Source organism: Pseudarthrobacter sp. CCNWLW217, from assembly GCF_037203985.1.
GTDB lineage: Bacteria > Actinomycetota > Actinomycetes > Actinomycetales > Micrococcaceae > Arthrobacter.
Genome location: NZ_JBBCBT010000027.1, coordinates 13,383 through 29,550, shown reverse-complemented (window position 1 = coordinate 29,550; position 16,168 = coordinate 13,383). Strand labels below are relative to the sequence as shown.

Below are 16,168 nucleotides of genomic sequence, written 5' to 3'. Positions count from 1 at the left end.
AAGCAGGTCACCCAGGGACGTGTTATCCGCCTTCGCATGCGCCGCTGACGCAGGAGTCTCCGGCATCTGGCTGCTCATCACGGCCTGCCAGTCTGGCCGTCCGTGGAACGGTCCTTAGTGCGGGGGTCGTTGCCCATGGGGTCATCGGCAAGGTCCCGATCCCGGAGGGGATCGTCGGCGAGCTGGTTGCCTGACCACGGCTCTTCCACGAGTTGCGGGCTGTCCAGCGGGCTGGCCGTTGTGGAGGCACCGGGATAGCTGTGGCCGGCCGGGCTGTATTGTCCGGCTGTACCGGGAGCCCCGCCGTCGAGCCCTGCCGTTGTGGTGGCCGGTCCGGGAACCTGGACCGGTGGCGGCGGAACTGCACCGCCGGACGGGGTGTAGCCACCCGGGCCGCCGCTGTAGCTTTCGGCGCCGTACTGGCTGCCGTAGGGGCTGGGTGAGCCGTTTGCCCCCGAGCTGTATTCACCGGTGCCGTAGCCGCCGGTGCTGCGTGCCGGCGTCGTGCCTGACTCCGGTGCGCCAGCACTCAGGCTGCGCGTGAGCCTGCCTGCGAGGACTCCGGCGCCTGCTGCAAGAAGCAGGAAAGTGCCGGGACGCTGCCGGGCGAAGGATTTGACTTCGTTCAGGAGTGATCCCGGATCCCTGCCGTCCAGCCATGACGCCATGGACGTGGAGCGTTCAGCAACCTGGCGGACCAGATCGCTGGCGACTCCCGGCTGGTCTGAGGCCCGCGCCATGGCATGCAGTTCATCCGAGATGGAACGGAGTCCATCGGCGACTTTCTGCTGCTGGGTCCCGGCCTGCTGGGTGAGGTCGGAGCGGGCCTGGTAGAGGAGGTCCTTGGCGTTGGATTTGACCTCGGAGGCCACGTTGGCGGCCTCAGCCTTTGCCGTCTCAGCCACGTTCTGCGCAGAGTCTTTCGCGGTGCGGGCGACGTCACTCGCCTCGTCCTTCACAGCATCCTTGCGGGACGTTCCGGCGGCATCGCCAGAGGCGGGATAGGCGTTGCCCGTTGGGGGAGTGGGCTGCGCAGCGGATGGGAAGGTGGTGGCGCTCCGCTCTCCAGTGCTCATTGGATTGGCCGGGGGGACGGTGTTGGTTGTGTCCTCGGGCCATTGGTTCTCTGTCATCTTTTGCTCTCTCTTTCCAAGAAGGCCGGTTGTTGATCAAGAACCAGCGATACTGGCCGTAAAATAGTAAGCATGATTACTAACATAAGGTAAGTACCCTTGGTAATTAAGTTTTATGCATGTTCCGGCAACCCTGTCTGACGAGGTATCCGCCGGGGCTGAGGTAACTACGTAGGAAGAGGTGGGTGGCGGTGGAACCATGGGTTTGGGTGGTCATTGCAATCGTTGTGGTGGTGCTTGTTGTGCTAGTTCTGGTCACGGGGCAGCGCCGCAAGGCAATCCAGCAAAAACGGGACGAATCGCACCGTGAAAAGGCGGCAGAGATCCGTCGCAAGGCCGAGGACATTGAACTGGACGCCCGCGAAAACGAGGCCCGGGCTACGCGTGCCAGGGCCGACGCCGAGCAGGCCCAGGTGGAAGCGGCAAGGCTGCGCCAGGAAGCGGAGAAGCGGGCCGCTGACGCACAATCCCTCCGGAATGACGTGGCAGATCACACGCGCAAGGCCGACGCCGTCGACCCTGACGTTGATACGCGCATGGCCGGTGAGGCACCAAGGAATGACGCCCGCGCTGCCGATTCTCGCCCCGCCGACGCGCGCGCTGATGATGCGCGCACGGCGGCTCCCCGCACCGGCGACGCCCGGACCGACGTGGCTGGCGCCGACGCGGCCCGTAGGGAGGAAATCCGCAGGGACGAGGCAAACGCAGACCGCGAAAATCCGCGTTCGGGGATCTAGTTCCGGGTAGCTAGTCCCGTGGCTTCAGTGCGGGGGAGGGAGCAACTCCCTCCCCCGTTGCCATGCCGTCCAGCACTTGCGCGATCGCGTCGACAGAAGAGGTCTTGGGCTCCCAATCGAGCAGCCGGCGCGCCCGTCCGGTGTCCATGACCGGGGCGCCGGAGGCCATATCAATCCATCCTGCGTCCGTGGGCTGGATTCGAAGCTTCCAGGTCAGCGCGGCCACGCCATGGAGCAGGGACATGGGGATGGGCAGGATCCTGCGCGCGTGCACCAGCCTGGCCAATTCCTGCGGCGTGACGACGGGTTCGGCGGCGATGTTGAAGGCCCCGGACTCGCGTCGGTCCAGCACGCGCCAATACGCCTCAGCGACGTCGTCTGCATGGACGGCCTGGAAGATCAGGTCGTCCGGGGCCGGCAGGATGGGAACCTTCAACCGCCGCGGAAGCAGCCGCGGAATCAGCGGACCCAGGAAATAGCCACCGATCTGGCTGCCGGCGTTCCGCTGGAAAGTGAGGCCGGGCCGAAGCCGGGCCACCTTGATCCCGGGATGTACGGCCTCAAACTGATCAAGCAGGCGCTCCTGTTCGGCCTTATGCCTGCTGTAGTGCGAACCTGGTATCCCGGTGGCAGGCCACGACTCGTCCGTCCTGCGGTCTTTGGGAGCCTTGCTGTAGGCGCCCACCGATGAGGCACATACGATCTGCCCCACGCCTGCCTGTCCGGCGGCCTCCAGGACATGGGCCGTCCCGGTGACGTTTGTCCGGTGCAACTGCTCCAAGTCCCGGTTTGGCTGGATTTGCCAGGCCAGGTGAACCACCGCATCCACACCCGCCAGTGCTGTGCGAAGCAGCGGAAGATCGGCATCCACGCCGATGTCGAGAGTGTGCCACTCCACGCCCCTGTAGGGTGCCCGTGCGGTGTTGGGAAGCCTGCGGCTGATGCCGACGAGTTCCAGTGTTCCGGGCTTTGTTTCCAGTTGGCCTTGGAGATTCCGCAGGAGCGCGGTCCCCACATTGCCGCTGGCTCCGGTGACGGCAATTCGCATCGAGAGTTCTCCCTTCGTGTGGATGGCTGGCTCGGCCTGCACATCGAGCCTATATCCGGAAGCATTGTTTAATAAGCAGCCTTATGATTTCCTACTTCTAAGTCTTGCCGCAGGCTTTCGGACCCAGACCGAGGGAACCCACGACAATGCCCGATTTTCTCAACGCAGTTGCCTTGGAACAACCCGTTTTTCCGCCGCCACCAGTGCAGCGAAGCCCGCAAGGGGCAACATCGAAGGGCGGACAACTCCGTGAGACCTTCGAAAACGACCTCGTCGTGAAGTACCTGGACCTCGCGGAGGCGCTGGCCGCCCGCTTCGATGCCAGGGGCCGGGAGCGTGCCGACCTGAACCAGGTTGCGTACCTAGGCCTGGTCAAAGCAGCGAGGGGTTTCGACCAGGCCAAAGGCGACAGCTTCCCGGCGTACGCTGCCCCCACCATCAGCGGCGAGCTGAAACGGTACCTCCGCGACCGCAGCTGGGTGGTTCGGCCGCCACGCCACATCCAGGACCTCCGGACGCGCCTATACCGCGTGGAGCCCGACCTCGCCCAGTCGCTCGGCCGGACACCCAGCATCCCCGAACTCGCGGAGGAACTCGGGGCGGAACCCAGCGACGTACTGGAAGCGATCTGTGCCTCGTCCAGCATGCACCCGGACTCACTCGACGCCGTCAACCCGCACAACGATTCACAGCCGATCGCTGAAATCCTGGCTACTTCGGACGCGCCGCTTGAGCGTCTGGAGGAACTGGCCTGCCTGCGGGAGGCCATGGCCGATCTTGATGCTGCGGACCGCGAATTGCTGTACCGGCGGTACTTCTGCGAAGAGACCCAGGTCCAACTGGGGGAGCGGCTTGGGATGTCCCAGATGCAGGTGTCCCGTCGGCTTGCCCGTGTCCTGGTGGCGCTGCAGAGAAGGTTGCAGGAAAGCAGCTATGTGGATTCGAGCCTTTCCGCCGCTGCCAGCACGTCACCGGCGGAGACAGCGAGGAGGGCGGGATCCGGACGGTCAGCGAAAGGGTCTCCACGCCGCAGTTCCGCGCGGGTCAAAACCACGTGAGGCCCCGAAGGCGGCCCCCACCGTTCTGGTCCTACCGGCCCGAAAAGCACAATCGAGGGCCGTGCGTAGGCGGATGCCAGGTGGGCAGCGCCGGTGTCGGCCGAAATCACCAGCCGCGCGCCGGCCACGCAGGCGGCAAAAGCCGGCAGGTCCAGGCCGCCTGCCACAACAGCAGTTTCGGGAAGCCCCGCCAGCCGGCAGACCTCAAGTGCCCGCTCCCGCTCTGGCGCACTGCCGGTAAGCACCACCTGATGGCCGCCTGCTGATAAATGCCTGGCCACCTGGGCGAACCGGTCCGCCGGCCAAAGCCTGCTTGCAAAGGCGGCTCCCACGTGGATCACCGTGGCACCTGGAAAGCTGGTCGGCACAGGCGGCGGAAGCAGTCCGCATTCCAGGGGGTTGGCGGCGATTCCATGCCATTGCAGCAGGCGCGTCCAGCGCTCCCGCTCATGCATGTCCTCGATCCATTCGGGTCCGTCGCCGTAGGGTCCCCTGTGCTGCAGGACCGTCCGGGCGCCGAGGGCGTGCACCACTTCGCTGCTCTGCGGACCTTTGCCATGAAGGTTCACGGCGACGTCCACATCGCCGGCTTTGAAGGGAAGGGGGGCCTCCAAGCTGGCCATCGGGAGAAGCTCGAATCCGCCCACCAGCCCGACGGCGCCGGCGAGCCACTCCGGGGCCGCGTACAGCAGGCGATGCTCCGGGAAAGCCTTACGCAAGGCATGCAGGGCGGGCACGGCCACGAGGAGATCACCCAGGGCGAGTGCGCGCAGCACCAGCAGCTGCGGCCGGCCGCCAGGTGCCGCCGTCGGAATGGCCATTGCTCCACCTCCCCTGCAGCACCCGCGGCGCTGCCGTGTCACAGGAGTCTAGCCCCGCGGAAAGGACGTTGGCCCTTGAGATTGGCTTTGGCTGTTTAGGAGCTTGGGCCGGGGGGAACTAGGTGGGTATGGGAAGCTCCGAAACTCCGCAGATCCGGGCTGTCCTCTTCGACAGGGACGGCACGCTGGTGGTCGATGTGCCCTACAACGGCGAGCCGGCCCTGGTCCGGCCGATGCCGGATGCCAAGGCCGTCCTCGATTCCGTCCGCCGGAAGGGCTTGTCCACGGGGGTGGTCAGCAACCAGTCCGGCCTGGGCCGGGGGCTGCTGGTACAGGCGCAGGTGGATCAGGTCAACGCCAGGGTGGAGCAGCTCTTGGGGCCTTTCGACGTCTGGGAGATCTGCCCACATATGGACGGTGACGGTTGCGGCTGCCGCAAGCCAGCTCCCGGAATGGTGTACAGCGCTTGCCGGAAACTGGGCCTGGAAACGTCCGAGGTAGCGCTGATCGGGGACATCGGCGCAGACGTCGAGGCTGCCGAAGCCGCCGGTGCCGTGGGTGTGCTGGTTCCCACTCCGCTGACCCGCCCGGAAGAAGTATCCCGCGCGCGGCTGGTGGCACCGGACTTGGCCGGAGCAGTCCGCCTGCTGCTGGAGCTGGCCTGATGGCACGGGTCCTGGTGGCACGCCTGGACAGTGCCGGTGACGTCCTGCTCGCGGGGCCGGCTGTGCGCGCCGTGGCCCATGGGCCGCAGCGAGGGAGCTGGCAGCCTGGCGGGGGACAGCCCAATGACGTGGTGATGCTGTGCGGACGCCAGGGTGAAGCGGCAGCGTCCCTGCTGCCCGGGGTCACTGAGATCTACACGTGGGACAGCCCCTGGATCATGAATCCGGCTCCCGCCATGACGGGGCCGCATGCTGAACGCCTGATCAACTACGTCAAGGATTCCAGGATCAGCCACGCCGTGATCCTGACGTCTTTCCACCAGTCTCCGCTGCCGCTGGCCCTGTTGCTGCGGCTGGGCGGCGTGAAGCACATCACCGGTGCATCAACCGACTATGCGGGCTCGCTCCTGGATGTCAGGCTCCGGCCCGGCGAGGATTTCCCGGAGGAACAACCGGAGGCGGAACGGGCCCTGGGCATCGCCCGCGCCGCCGGCCATCGGCTCCCGGCCGGGGACGATGGGAAGCTGCGGGTGAAAGCACCGCCGGACGTCTCGGACCTGGTGGGGGAGGGCCGCTACGTGGTGGTGCACCCCGGCGCCGCCGTCCCCGCCAGGGCCTGGCCTCCCCTCCACCACGCCGCCGCCGTCGAACTTTTGGAAGGCGCAGGACACCGTGTTGTGGTGACCGGCGGCCCCTCCGAAACGTCACTGACCGCTACCGTCGCCGGCCCTTCTGCCCTTGACCTGGGTGGCCGCACGGACCTGCCAACGCTCGCCGGCGTCCTGGCCGGGGCGGACGCCGTGGTCACGGGCAACACCGGGCCGGCGCACCTCGCGGCAGCCGTGGGTACGCCCGTGGCCTGCCTCTTCGCCCCCGTAGTTCCGGCCGTGCAATGGGCCCCGTATGGCGTCCCGCTGGAGCTTTTGGGCGATCAGGACGCGCCCTGCCGGCTCACGCGGGCGCGGGTCTGCCCGGTGCCTGGCCACCCGTGCTTGAGTTCGGTCTCACCCGAGGACGTTGTCCAGGCAGTGGAGCGGCTGATCGGCGGAGTTTCGTCCTTCAGCACGCACCTCAGTACCCGCAGAAAGGCGCGAAGCTGATGAGGATCCTTCTGTGGCATGTGCACGGGTCCTGGACCGACGCTTTTGTCCGCGGCCGCCACGAGTACCTGTTGCCGGTCCTCCCGGAGGGCGGGCCGTGGGGGCTGGGACGCGCGGGCAGGGACTGGCCCGATTCCGTGCGGGAGGTAACGTTGGCGGACCTTGACGCCGATGGTGTGGACGCCGTCGTGCTTCAAAGGCCCGGGGAAGTCGCCGAGGTTGCCAGGGCCCTGGCACGGCGTCCGGGGGTTGGGCTGCCGGCCGTCTACGTGGAGCACAACACCCCTAAGGGCGATTTCCCGTTCACCCGGCATCCGCTCGCCGATCAGGGTGATATTGCCGTGGTTCACGTCACTCATTTCAACAGGCTGGCGTGGGACAGCGGCCGCGCTCCCACAGTGGTCATCGAACATGGCATCCCGGATCCCGGGGTCCTCTACACCGGCGAGCTTCCGGAGCTCGGAGTGGTGGTCAACGAACCGGTCCGGCGGGGCCGGGTGACAGGGACGGACCTGCTTCCGGCTTTCGCCGCGGTGGCTCCGCTGCAGGTGTTCGGCATGGAAACGGAAGGCCTGGGCGGCGCCATCGGCGTTGAGGACTCCCGGCTGACTGCCCGCGGGGACCTCCGGACCCGTGACCTGCACCGCGAACTGGCCCGCTGCCGGGTCTACCTGCACCCCATGCGGTGGACGTCCCTGGGCCTGTCACTTTTGGAGGCCATGCACCTGGGCATGCCAGTCCTGGCCCTGGCGGCCACCGAGGCGCCGCGCGCGGTGCCGCCGGAAGCCGGCGCGGTGTCCGCCGACGTCGGCGAACTGCTCTGCTGCGCCCGCCGCCTGATCGCCGACCCGGAAGAAGCGCGACGGCGGGGCCTCGCCGCCCGGGAGGCGGCGCTGGAACGCTATGGCCTCACCAAGTTTCTGAACCGCTGGGATGAGGTCCTCGCGGACCTGCGCACCCCGGCCGCCGCGAACGGAAAGCGGCACCCCCACACCACACGTCTGGACGAGCAGATCCTTATTCCGGCGCGAGAGAGGAACACCCCATGAAGATCTCGATGGTTTCCGAACACGCCAGCCCGCTGGCCGCACTGGGCGGGGTGGACGCCGGCGGGCAGAACGTCCACGTCGCCGCGCTGTCAGAGGCCCTTGCCCGGCGCGGCCACAGCGTGACCGTGTACACGCGGCGGGACGCGGACGACCTGCCGGCGAGGGTGCAGGCAGGGCCCCGGCTGGAAGTGGTGCATGTGGAGGCCGGGCCCCCCTGCCATGTGCCCAAAGATGAGCTGCTTCCGTTCATGGACGACCTCGCGGCGGGCATGGCCAAGGACTGGGGCCGGCTGCCGCCGGACGTGGTGCATGGGCACTTCTGGATGTCAGGGCTCGCGGCCCTCGAAGCGGTCGGGCGGATCGGCGGACAGGACTCGGCAGAACGGGATACTTCTCCACGGGATACTTCCGGTCGGGCTGCCAGAAGGGATGATGCCGAGTACCGGATTCCGGTCGTCCAGACCTTCCACGCGCTCGGAACCGTCAAACGCAGGCATCAAGGCAGCGAGGACACCAGCCCGCCGCAGCGTCGCTGGCTGGAACCCTCAGTGGGCCGGTCCGCGGACAGGATCATTGCCACCTGCTCCGACGAAGTGTTCGAACTCAAAGCAATGGGAATCGACACCGGAAAAGTGTCCATCGCCCCGTGCGGGGTGGACCTGGGGCTCTTTTCCGCGGACGGTCCGCCCGCTCCGAGGCCCAGGACCCACCGGATCCTCTCGGTTGGCCGGCTGGTACCCCGCAAGGGCGTGGACCTGGTGATCCGTGCGCTCCCGCAGCTGGCCGAGGCGGGATTCGACGACGTCGAACTCCTCATCGTTGGCGGCGGCGCCGAGCCCGGGGTACTTCATGCCGATCCGGAAGTGCGGCGCCTCCTGGACCTCGCCGAAGGGCTGGGCGTTGCGCACCAAGTGACCTTGCGTGGTCAGGTGCCGCGCGGCGACATGCCCGGAATCTTCCGCAGCGCCGACGCCGTCGTGTGCACGCCCTGGTACGAACCGTTCGGCATCGTTCCATTGGAAGCCATGGCGTGCGGAGTGCCGGTGGTGGCGGCTGCAGTGGGCGGGCTGCAGGACACCGTCCTCGATCACGGTACCGGACTGCATGTACCGCCCCGGGATCCGGAGGCCATCGCCGCTGCGGTGGCCATCCTGTTGGCAAACCCCGGTCTCCGCGCAGAAATGGGGGCTGCCGGGCAGGTCCGTGCACGGACCCGGTATTCCTGGGACCGGGTTGCCGCGGAAACTGAGAAGGCCTACCAGCTGGCCATGGCGGAGCTGCCTGCAACCCTGGGAATGGAAGGGGCAGCGCTGTGACCGCCGAATGGTCCATCCGCGAAGCCGACATTCAGGCCCTCGCCTTTCCAGCCGCTTTGCCGGGACTGGAAGTGCTGGAGGTGGAGGCAGCGGACACGGAGTCCGCGGACGCTGAATCGCTGCACACGGTGCAAGCGCACCTGGACAACGTGGTTCCGGCACTGGAATCGCTCCGAGCCCAATCCGGCCGTCTCGCGGCCTGGGGCGTGGAGCTGGCGCAGCGCCTCCTCTGCGGCCAGCGGCTCCTGGCGGCCGGAAACGGCGGTTCGGCCGCCGAGGCCCAGCATCTGACCGCTGAACTGGTGGGCAGGTTCGACGGCGAACGCGCCCCGTTCTCGGCCATCTCGCTGCACGCCGAAAGCTCGGCGCTGACTGCCCTCGCCAACGATTACGGCTACGAACACGTGTTCGCCAGGCAGGTCCGCGCCCACGGCCGTTCCGGGGACGTCCTGCTGCTGCTTTCCACCAGCGGCCAAAGCCCCAACCTGCTGCGCGCCGTGGAAGCGGCCGCCCGCCTCAATGTCACCACGTGGGCGCTGACCGGCCCGGGGCCAAATCCCCTGGCCGACGCCTGCGATGAGGCAGTGACGATCGATGCCCTCAACGCCAACGCGCAGGAGGGCCACCTGATTGCACTGCACGCCATCTGCCGGGCATTTGACCTGGAGGTGCGCCGGCGGAGTACGGGTCTCCAGGAGGGACGAACGGAAGCGGAGTGGGGTGTTGAACCATGAGGATCGTGGTGGTGGGGGACGTGCTCCTCGACGTTGACCTGTCCGGCGATGCCACCCGGCTGAGCCCGGACGCTCCCGTGCCGGTGGTTGATGTCACCGGCGTGAAGCGGCGGGCGGGAGGAGCCGGTCTGGTGGCCCGGATGCTGGCGGGCGACGGTTGGCCGGTCACCCTTGTCACGGTGCTGGCGGATGACGACGCCGGGCGCCAGTTGGAGGCGGCGCTCGCGGGCGTGCGCCTGGCGGCCGGTCCCAGCAGCTTCCCGACGCCGGTCAAGACGCGTGTCCGGGCAGGAACACATCCCGTGGTCCGGTTCGACCAGGGCTGTGGGAGGGTCCCGGTGCCGGACGTGACGCCCGCCATGCTGCGGGCCGTGGAAAAGGCCAGCGCCATCATTGTCGCTGACTACGGCCGTGGCTTGGCGGCCAACCCGCAGCTCCGGGAGCTTCTGGCGAGGCTGGCCGAGGATGTGCCCATAGTGTGGGATCCGCACCCCGCGGGCGCCGCTCCCGTGCCGGGGGTCGCCGTCGTCACTCCCAACCTTGCTGAAGCCCACAAAGCGGCTGGGAGCCCCGGCGACGGGTTCGCCGGAGCCGCCTCCGCCGATGGGGCGGCCAAGGTGGCGGGCATACTGCTGGACCAGTGGGGCAGCCGCGCTGTCCTGGTCACCACGGGCGAGCACGGGGCAACACTGCTGCGGCAGCGTGACCGCGTCCCGCGTCCCGTCCCGGCACCCCGGGTGGAGCCGGCAGATCCCTGTGGGGCAGGGGACCGGCTGGCCGCAAGCCTGGCAGTGCACCTTCTGGCTGGCCGGGACCTGGAGGACTCCGCCGTTCTCGCCGTCCATGAAGCCGCGGATTTCCTTGCTGCCGGGGGAGTGGCGTCCTTGCCGGAGCCGGCAGGACCGGCCAAACGCAGGCACCGCACCACCGAACCACTGCTCCTGGCCCGCAGCGTACGGGAGAACGGCGGCAAAGTGGTGGCCACTGGCGGCTGCTTCGACCTGTTGCACGCCGGGCACGTCAGATCGCTGACGGCCGCCCGTGAACTGGGCGATTGCCTTGTTGTCTGCCTGAATTCGGACGCGTCCGTCCACCGGCTCAAGGGTGAGCAACGGCCCATCATGAACCAACAGGACCGCGCCGAACTGCTGCTGGCCCTGGAATGCGTGGACGCTGTCATGATCTTCGACGAGGACACCCCGGAGGCCGCCCTGGAGCGGCTGCGGCCGGACATCTGGGTGAAGGGCGGCGATTACAAAAATGCCAGGCTGCCGGAGGCCGAACTCGTGGAAAGTTGGGGCGGCCGCTGCGTTACGGTCCCCTACCACCCGGCCCGTTCCACAACGGGCCTGGCCGAAGCCTTGGGCAAGGTCAGCTGAAACTCAACCGAAAGGAACACCATGAACACAGAGACACCCTGGCCTGGCCGCGTCCTGGTCACCGGAGGGGCCTCCGGACTGGGGGCCGCCGTCGTCGACGCCGTCCTGCAGGCGGGCGGAACCCCGGTGGTCCTTGACCGGGACATCAGCACTGTCTCCGCAGTGAAAGCCTTCGAAGTTGACGTCGCAGACCGCCTGGCCGTGGAGCAGGCCGTGCGGGAGGCCGCGGAGTCCCTGGGCGGCCTTGAAGCAGTGGTCACGGCCGCGGGCATCGACCGTTGCGGCAAGCTGGCGGACGTCGACGCCGACGAATGGGAGAAGGTGATCGGCGTCAATTTGCTGGGCACAGTCTCTGTTGTCCGCGCCGCGCTGCCCTACCTGATGGAATCGCGGGGAAGGGTGGTCACCGTGGCCTCCACGCTGGGAAAACGCGCGGTGGCCGACGCCACAGCCTACTGCGCCTCCAAGTTCGGCGTGGTGGGCTTCAGCCACGCGCTCGCCGCTGAAACCGGCGGCCGGATCGGTGTTACCACCATGATCCCCGGCGGCATGAATACGCACTTCTTTGATGACCGGACCGAGCAGTACAAACCACAGGACGACTCCCGGCTCAACAGCCCGGCCAACGTGGCCCAAGCCATCCTGTTTGTGCTCTCCCAACCGCAGGGCTGCGAGGTGCGGGAGATGCTGATCTGCCACGCCGAGGAGGGTTCCTGGCCCTAAGTTCCCAAGAGGCTCCGAACGTCCTGGTAAACCTCGGCCGGCCCGATACCCGCCACGAGGCACTCGTCATGCGGGCAGCGCGGCGCTGTCCAGCCCACCTGCGTCACGTCTGCCGCGCACACGGGGCAGTGCGTTGTCCAGGAGAGTTGGAGCCGGTGCCGGCCGCGGCCCAGGGGAGCGGACGTAAGGGCGTTCCCCGCCCAGTAGATCCCCACTGTGGCTGTACCGAGCGCCTGCGCGAGGTGCCGCGGTCCGCTGTCATTGGCCAGCACCACATCGGCACGGGCCAGCAGCGCGGCCAACTCACCAAGCCCCAGCTTCCCTGCCACGGAGGACACGGAAACCGCAGACGCTGCGGTGCCTGAACCGGTTCCGGCGGAAGGCCCGACGGCGGCAGTCACCACTGCTTCCGCCAGCCCGGTTTCGTTCCGGTCGCCCACCACCAGGACCCGGCAGCCGTCGTCGGACGCTGCCCGGGCAACCGCCCCGAAACTGGACACCGGCCAGCGGCGGCGGGGATCGCTGGCGCCCGGATGGATCACCAGTACGGGAGTACCGGCGGCTGGCAACGCCGCGCCGAGGGTATCAGGCAGCGGTGTCACGAACCTCTCCTGCGGCGCAAGCTGTGCCTCAAGGGCCGCTGGTGCAGCGCCTGCCAGGCCGGCAACTTCCAGGGCGCGCATTGGCTCGTGCTGGTAGTAGGTGTATGGCAGGGTCCGTTCGAGGGGGACCGCATCCGGCGTCGCGGACCCCACCGTGTGCCGGGCCTGCAGCCGCAACAGGAACGGGTTGGAAAACCGTCCCCCGCCATGCAACTGAACCGCCAGGTCGAACTTCCGGGCGCGGGCGTCGAGGAAAAACCGGTCGACGGCGGACGCGTCCTCGGTGCCGGGCCGCACTCCTTCGGCGAAGGGCAGCACCATGACATCGTCCACCGCGCTCTGGACTTCGGCGAGCAGGGATTCGTGCACCGGTGTCCCGAGGAGCGTCACGGTGCAGCCCGGGTACGCCTTCTTCAACGCGGTGACGGCAGGAAGGGCAAACATCAGGTCCCCCAGGCCGCCGCCGCGCAGTACTGCGACCCGCGAGACCCCGGGGAATTTGCCTAGCACCGGCCCGACGCCCCTGGCGGTCTCATCCATGCTGCCCTCCTTCTGTGCCTGTACCTATGCCTGTGCCTGCCGTGCTGCCACCTTACGGACGCCCGGCCCAGCTGGCTAGGGGCCGCAATTCTGCCCTGATTCCACCGTGTAAACATCCGCCCCCGGGGTACGGGACTCCAAGGAGAAGTACGTACGGAGGAGTTCCATGCATACGACCGCCACACCCACAACCACCCCTGACCTGACCCTTGACGGCTCCGGACTGGCTATCAGCGATCCGCGCACCGGGGAGTTCCTGTGGTCCGTCCCTGAGGCCGCGCCCGAAGCAGTGAGTCACGCCGTCGAGGTGGCCGGGACCGCCGCCGGGCCGTGGGCCGGCGTCGCCCCGGCGGAGCGGGGTGCCGCGCTCCGTGCCGCTGCCCGGGCACTCGAGGCCGCCGCGCAGGAACTGGCGGGCCTCAACAGCAGTGAAACCGGACGCCCGCTCGAAGAAGCCCTGGCCGGGATAGCCGCCGGAGTCTCAACCCTGGAGCAATACGCCGAGCTGGGCCCGGTGCACCGCGGACACAGCCTGCTGGGCAGCCGGACCGCCTCGGACTACACGGTGGCCGAGCCCCGCGGCGTTGCCGTTCTCCTCACCCCCTGGAACGATCCCGTAGCGGTAGCGTGCGGCCTGATTGGCGCAGCCTTGGTCACCGGCAACACTGTGGTGCACAAGCCGAGCGAGCGCTGCCCACGCCTCGGTGAAGCCCTCGGGGAAGTGCTGGCGCCGGCCTTTCCGCCGGGCGTCCTGCTGACTGTGTCCGGCGGGGCGGGGGTGGGAGAAGCCCTGACCCGGGCCGCCGTCGACGTCATTGCCCACGTGGGTTCCACTGCATCCGGGGAGCGGATCGCCCACGCAGCCGTCCAGTCCGGAGCCCACGTCCTCCGGGAAAACGGCGGGAACGATCCACTGCTCGTGGACCGGGACGTTGATCCGGCGTGGGCGGCCGAGCAGGCGGCCATCGGCGCCTTCAGCAACAGCGGACAGATCTGCACATCGGTGGAACGGATCTACGTCCATGAGGCCATCGCGTCCGAATTCTGCGCTGCGCTGGAAGCCGAAGCGGCGCTCCGCAACAGCAACGGGACCGTGGCTCCATTGGTGGATACCAGGCTGCGTGGCACCGTCCACGCCCAGGTGTCCGAGGCACTGGAGCAGGGAGCCCACGCCGTGGAAGGCGGATCAATTCCGGACGGGCCCGGTGCCTTTTACCCGGCGACTGTCCTGCTCGGCTGCACCGACAGCATGCAGGTGATGACGGAGGAAACCTTTGGCCCTGTGGCTGCCGTCCAGGTGGTCCCCAGTTTCGACGAAGGGCTGTGGCTCGCGGGCAGCGGCCGTTATGGGCTGGCCGCCACGGTCCTGACCGGGAGTATCGCCCATGTCCAGCAGGCCATTGCCGCTCTTCCGGTGGGCACCGTGAAGATCAACGAGGTGTTTGGCGGGGCGCCGGGTGGTTCGGCCCAGCCCCGGGGCGCCAGCGGCGAGGGTTTTGGCTACGGCCCCGAGCTGCTCGATGAGTTCACCCGGGTGAAAGTGGTGCATGTGGCAGCTCCACCGCCGTTCGCCCTCCAACTGCCCGACGAACCGCTGACGGAGCCCGTGCCGGCCGAGCAGGTACTGGTGGAACGGGGCCTGCGGGAACGGGCGCCATCTGTAGAGGACCAGCGATGAGCCCGTTGCACGCCGACGCCGACGACCTCTCCAGCCAGCGGGGACTCTCCGAATGGCTGCCCCGCCGCCTTGCCGCCGAACGGCCGGCTATCACGGTGATCGGCGACGTGATGCTGGACGGCTGGTGGAGCGGAACCATCGAGCGGCTCTGCCGGGAGGCGCCTGCCCCGGTGGTGGACGTGGCCACCCGCGACTTCGTCCCGGGCGGTGCAGCCAACACCGCCATGAACCTCGCGGCGCTCGGGGCCAGGGTGTCGGTGGCCGGCATCATCGGAACGGACGACGCCGGGACAACGCTTCGGAGGAAGCTTCAGGATGCCGGGATTGACGTCCGGAATCTCCACACGCATCCGGACATGGTCACCACCACGAAGATCCGGATCAGCAGCGGCGGCCAGGTGATGCTGCGGATCGACGACTCAGCCAAAGCCGTCCCGGCCGATGCGCTGGCGGCGCTCGCCGCATCGGTGCGTGCCGCCGGCGGGCACCAGGACGCGGTGATGGTGTGCGATTACGGGACGGGTGTCCTGGCCGGCCCGGTCCGCGAGGCCCTCATTGAGGCGCTGGGCGGGCCCGGACACCACGGCGGGCCTGCGGAACCGAACGGCGCGCATGGAGGCGGCCGGCGAACGGCGGATCCCCGGCCTTTGACGGTGGTGGATGCGCACGATCCCCGTCCCTGGGCACCGTTGCGGCCGGACCTCGCCACGCCTAATGCCCAGGAGGCCAGCCGCCTGCTGGGCGTGCGCCTGCCGGAAGGTCCGGATCGGGTGGCCGCCGTGGCCCGGCACCGCGATGCCTTGTGCGCTGCCACCGGGGCGCGTGCGGTGGTGGTGACGCTGGACCGGGACGGAACGGTACTGTTCCCGGCCGACGGCGGGACTCACCGGACCTGGGCCAGGCCCGCTGCGGAGAAGCAGGCCTCCGGGGCCGGAGACACGTTTGTTGCGGCATTGACCCTGGCCCACTCGGCAGGCCTCCCGCTGACGGCAAGCCTGGACCTTGCCCAGGCCGCTGCGGACGTGGTGGTGCACCAGCCGGGCACGTCGGTGTGCAGCACCGCCCAATTGGGCCGGTACCTGGCGAGCTTCGCGGACACGGCCCTCGGCATCGACGAACTTGCCCTGGAGCTGGAGGCGCACCGGTCCCAGGGCCAGCGGATCGTGCTTACCAACGGCTGCTTCGACGTGCTGCACAAGGGCCACACGCGCTACCTGAACCAGGCCAAACAGCTGGGCGACATCCTGGTGGTGGCCCTGAACAGCGATGCCTCAGTGCGCAGGCTCAAAGGACCGGACCGTCCCATCAACACCGAGGCGGACAGGGCTGCAGTCATTGCCGCGCTCAGTTGCGTGGACTATGTCACGGTCTTTGACACCCCCACGGCCAGCCCGCTGATCCGGCGGCTCAAGCCCGAGGTGTACGCCAAGGGCGGTGACTATACGCCGGACATGCTGGAGGAGGCCAGTGCGGTGGAAGAGTGCGGCGGTCGGGTGGCCATCCTGGACTACGTGGCCGAACGTTCCACCACGGCCGTGGTCAGACGCATCAGGGCAGGCGAGGGAGCCAGGCAAGTCCAGTAGGG

Annotated in this window: 14 protein-coding genes and 1 pseudogene; 11 read left to right on the top strand and 4 right to left on the bottom strand. The window is 68.3% G+C overall.

Going from position 1 to position 16,168, the window contains the following annotated elements; all coding sequences use genetic code 11:
• Positions 1–77 precede the first annotated feature (77 nt).
• A complete protein-coding gene (locus tag V9L18_RS21055) occupies positions 78–1,133 on the bottom strand; it encodes a hypothetical protein (RefSeq protein ID WP_337349095.1) in 1,056 nt (351 codons plus the stop codon).
• A gap of 185 nt (positions 1,134–1,318) precedes the next feature.
• Between V9L18_RS21055 and V9L18_RS21050 the strand changes: the two genes are divergently transcribed.
• A complete protein-coding gene (locus V9L18_RS21050) occupies positions 1,319–1,870 on the top strand; it encodes a hypothetical protein (RefSeq protein ID WP_337349094.1) in 552 nt (183 codons plus the stop codon).
• A gap of 10 nt (positions 1,871–1,880) precedes the next feature.
• Here V9L18_RS21050 and V9L18_RS21045 read toward each other — a convergent pair whose 3' ends face one another.
• Complete coding sequence (locus tag V9L18_RS21045) at positions 1,881–2,918, bottom strand: NAD-dependent epimerase/dehydratase family protein (protein ID WP_337349098.1); 1,038 nt, start codon at positions 2,916–2,918, stop codon at positions 1,881–1,883.
• Between the two features lie 146 nt (positions 2,919–3,064).
• On the opposite strand from V9L18_RS21045, the gene V9L18_RS21040 reads away from it, so the two are divergent.
• Positions 3,065–3,976, top strand: coding sequence for a sigma-70 family RNA polymerase sigma factor (locus V9L18_RS21040; protein ID WP_337349093.1), 912 nt, complete (start codon positions 3,065–3,067; stop codon positions 3,974–3,976).
• Here the strand turns inward: V9L18_RS21040 and V9L18_RS21035 are convergent.
• A pseudogene (locus V9L18_RS21035) lies at positions 3,862–4,797 on the bottom strand (glycosyltransferase family 9 protein); the annotation flags it as partial. The gene V9L18_RS21040 and the pseudogene V9L18_RS21035 sit on opposite strands and share 115 nt — an antisense overlap.
• Positions 4,798–4,925: 128 nt before the next feature.
• Here V9L18_RS21035 and V9L18_RS21030 point away from each other — a divergent pair.
• Genes V9L18_RS21030 through V9L18_RS21000 form a run of 7 tightly spaced genes read left to right on the top strand, consistent with a single transcriptional unit; the run spans position 4,926 to position 11,763 of the window.
• Positions 4,926–5,462 carry an HAD-IIIA family hydrolase gene (locus tag V9L18_RS21030; protein ID WP_337349092.1) on the top strand — a complete coding sequence of 179 codons (537 nt, stop codon included), beginning with the start codon at positions 4,926–4,928 and terminating at the stop codon, positions 5,460–5,462.
• A complete protein-coding gene (locus tag V9L18_RS21025) occupies positions 5,462–6,562 on the top strand; it encodes a glycosyltransferase family 9 protein (RefSeq protein ID WP_337349091.1) in 1,101 nt (366 codons plus the stop codon). The genes V9L18_RS21030 and V9L18_RS21025 overlap by 1 nt, the downstream gene beginning before the upstream one ends.
• Entirely contained in the window at positions 6,562–7,611 is a 1,050-nt protein-coding gene (locus tag V9L18_RS21020) for a glycosyltransferase (protein WP_337349090.1), read from the top strand. Before V9L18_RS21025 ends, V9L18_RS21020 begins: the two co-directional genes overlap by 1 nt.
• Positions 7,608–8,927, top strand: a complete 1,320-nt coding sequence (locus V9L18_RS21015) for a glycosyltransferase (RefSeq protein WP_337349089.1) — start codon at positions 7,608–7,610, stop codon at positions 8,925–8,927. Before V9L18_RS21020 ends, V9L18_RS21015 begins: the two co-directional genes overlap by 4 nt.
• Entirely contained in the window at positions 8,924–9,661 is a 738-nt protein-coding gene (locus tag V9L18_RS21010; RefSeq protein WP_337349088.1) for a D-sedoheptulose-7-phosphate isomerase, read from the top strand. Before V9L18_RS21015 ends, V9L18_RS21010 begins: the two co-directional genes overlap by 4 nt.
• The gene (gene rfaE2, locus V9L18_RS21005; RefSeq protein ID WP_337349087.1) at positions 9,658–11,040 is read left to right on the top strand and encodes a D-glycero-beta-D-manno-heptose 1-phosphate adenylyltransferase; all 1,383 of its coding nucleotides are present in this window, start codon (positions 9,658–9,660) and stop codon (positions 11,038–11,040) included. Before V9L18_RS21010 ends, rfaE2 (V9L18_RS21005) begins: the two co-directional genes overlap by 4 nt.
• 21 nt (positions 11,041–11,061) lie before the next feature.
• Entirely contained in the window at positions 11,062–11,763 is a 702-nt protein-coding gene (locus V9L18_RS21000) for an SDR family oxidoreductase (protein ID WP_337349086.1), read from the top strand.
• On the opposite strand, the gene V9L18_RS20995 is transcribed toward V9L18_RS21000, so the two are convergent.
• A complete protein-coding gene (locus V9L18_RS20995) occupies positions 11,760–12,905 on the bottom strand; it encodes a glycosyltransferase family 9 protein (protein WP_337349085.1) in 1,146 nt (381 codons plus the stop codon). The genes V9L18_RS21000 and V9L18_RS20995 overlap by 4 nt on opposite strands.
• A 166-nt stretch (positions 12,906–13,071) precedes the next feature.
• On the opposite strand from V9L18_RS20995, the gene V9L18_RS20990 reads away from it, so the two are divergent.
• Positions 13,072–14,583 carry an aldehyde dehydrogenase family protein gene (locus V9L18_RS20990; RefSeq protein ID WP_337349084.1) on the top strand — a complete coding sequence of 504 codons (1,512 nt, stop codon included), beginning with the start codon at positions 13,072–13,074 and terminating at the stop codon, positions 14,581–14,583.
• The gene (rfaE2, locus tag V9L18_RS20985; protein ID WP_337349083.1) at positions 14,580–16,166 is read left to right on the top strand and encodes a D-glycero-beta-D-manno-heptose 1-phosphate adenylyltransferase; all 1,587 of its coding nucleotides are present in this window, start codon (positions 14,580–14,582) and stop codon (positions 16,164–16,166) included. The genes V9L18_RS20990 and rfaE2 (V9L18_RS20985) overlap by 4 nt, the downstream gene beginning before the upstream one ends.
• Positions 16,167–16,168 lie beyond the last annotated feature (2 nt).

What these genes read in the sequence shown, in the direction of transcription:
- V9L18_RS21055 (WP_337349095.1), bottom strand. Translation starts at nt 1,133, where the DNA reads ATGACAGAGAACCAATGGCCCGAGGACACAACCAACACCGTCCCCCCG.
- V9L18_RS21045 (WP_337349098.1), bottom strand. Translation starts at nt 2,918, where the DNA reads ATGCGAATTGCCGTCACCGGAGCCAGCGGCAATGTGGGGACCGCGCTC.
- V9L18_RS21040 (WP_337349093.1), top strand. Translation starts at nt 3,065, where the DNA reads ATGCCCGATTTTCTCAACGCAGTTGCCTTGGAACAACCCGTTTTTCCG.
- V9L18_RS21030 (WP_337349092.1), top strand. Translation starts at nt 4,926, where the DNA reads ATGGGAAGCTCCGAAACTCCGCAGATCCGGGCTGTCCTCTTCGACAGG.
- V9L18_RS21025 (WP_337349091.1), top strand. Translation starts at nt 5,462, where the DNA reads ATGGCACGGGTCCTGGTGGCACGCCTGGACAGTGCCGGTGACGTCCTG.
- V9L18_RS21020 (WP_337349090.1), top strand. Translation starts at nt 6,562, where the DNA reads ATGAGGATCCTTCTGTGGCATGTGCACGGGTCCTGGACCGACGCTTTT.
- V9L18_RS21015 (WP_337349089.1), top strand. Translation starts at nt 7,608, where the DNA reads ATGAAGATCTCGATGGTTTCCGAACACGCCAGCCCGCTGGCCGCACTG.
- rfaE2 (WP_337349087.1), top strand. Translation starts at nt 9,658, where the DNA reads ATGAGGATCGTGGTGGTGGGGGACGTGCTCCTCGACGTTGACCTGTCC.
- V9L18_RS21000 (WP_337349086.1), top strand. Translation starts at nt 11,062, where the DNA reads ATGAACACAGAGACACCCTGGCCTGGCCGCGTCCTGGTCACCGGAGGG.
- V9L18_RS20995 (WP_337349085.1), bottom strand. Translation starts at nt 12,905, where the DNA reads ATGGATGAGACCGCCAGGGGCGTCGGGCCGGTGCTAGGCAAATTCCCC.
- V9L18_RS20990 (WP_337349084.1), top strand. Translation starts at nt 13,072, where the DNA reads ATGCATACGACCGCCACACCCACAACCACCCCTGACCTGACCCTTGAC.
- rfaE2 (WP_337349083.1), top strand. Translation starts at nt 14,580, where the DNA reads ATGAGCCCGTTGCACGCCGACGCCGACGACCTCTCCAGCCAGCGGGGA.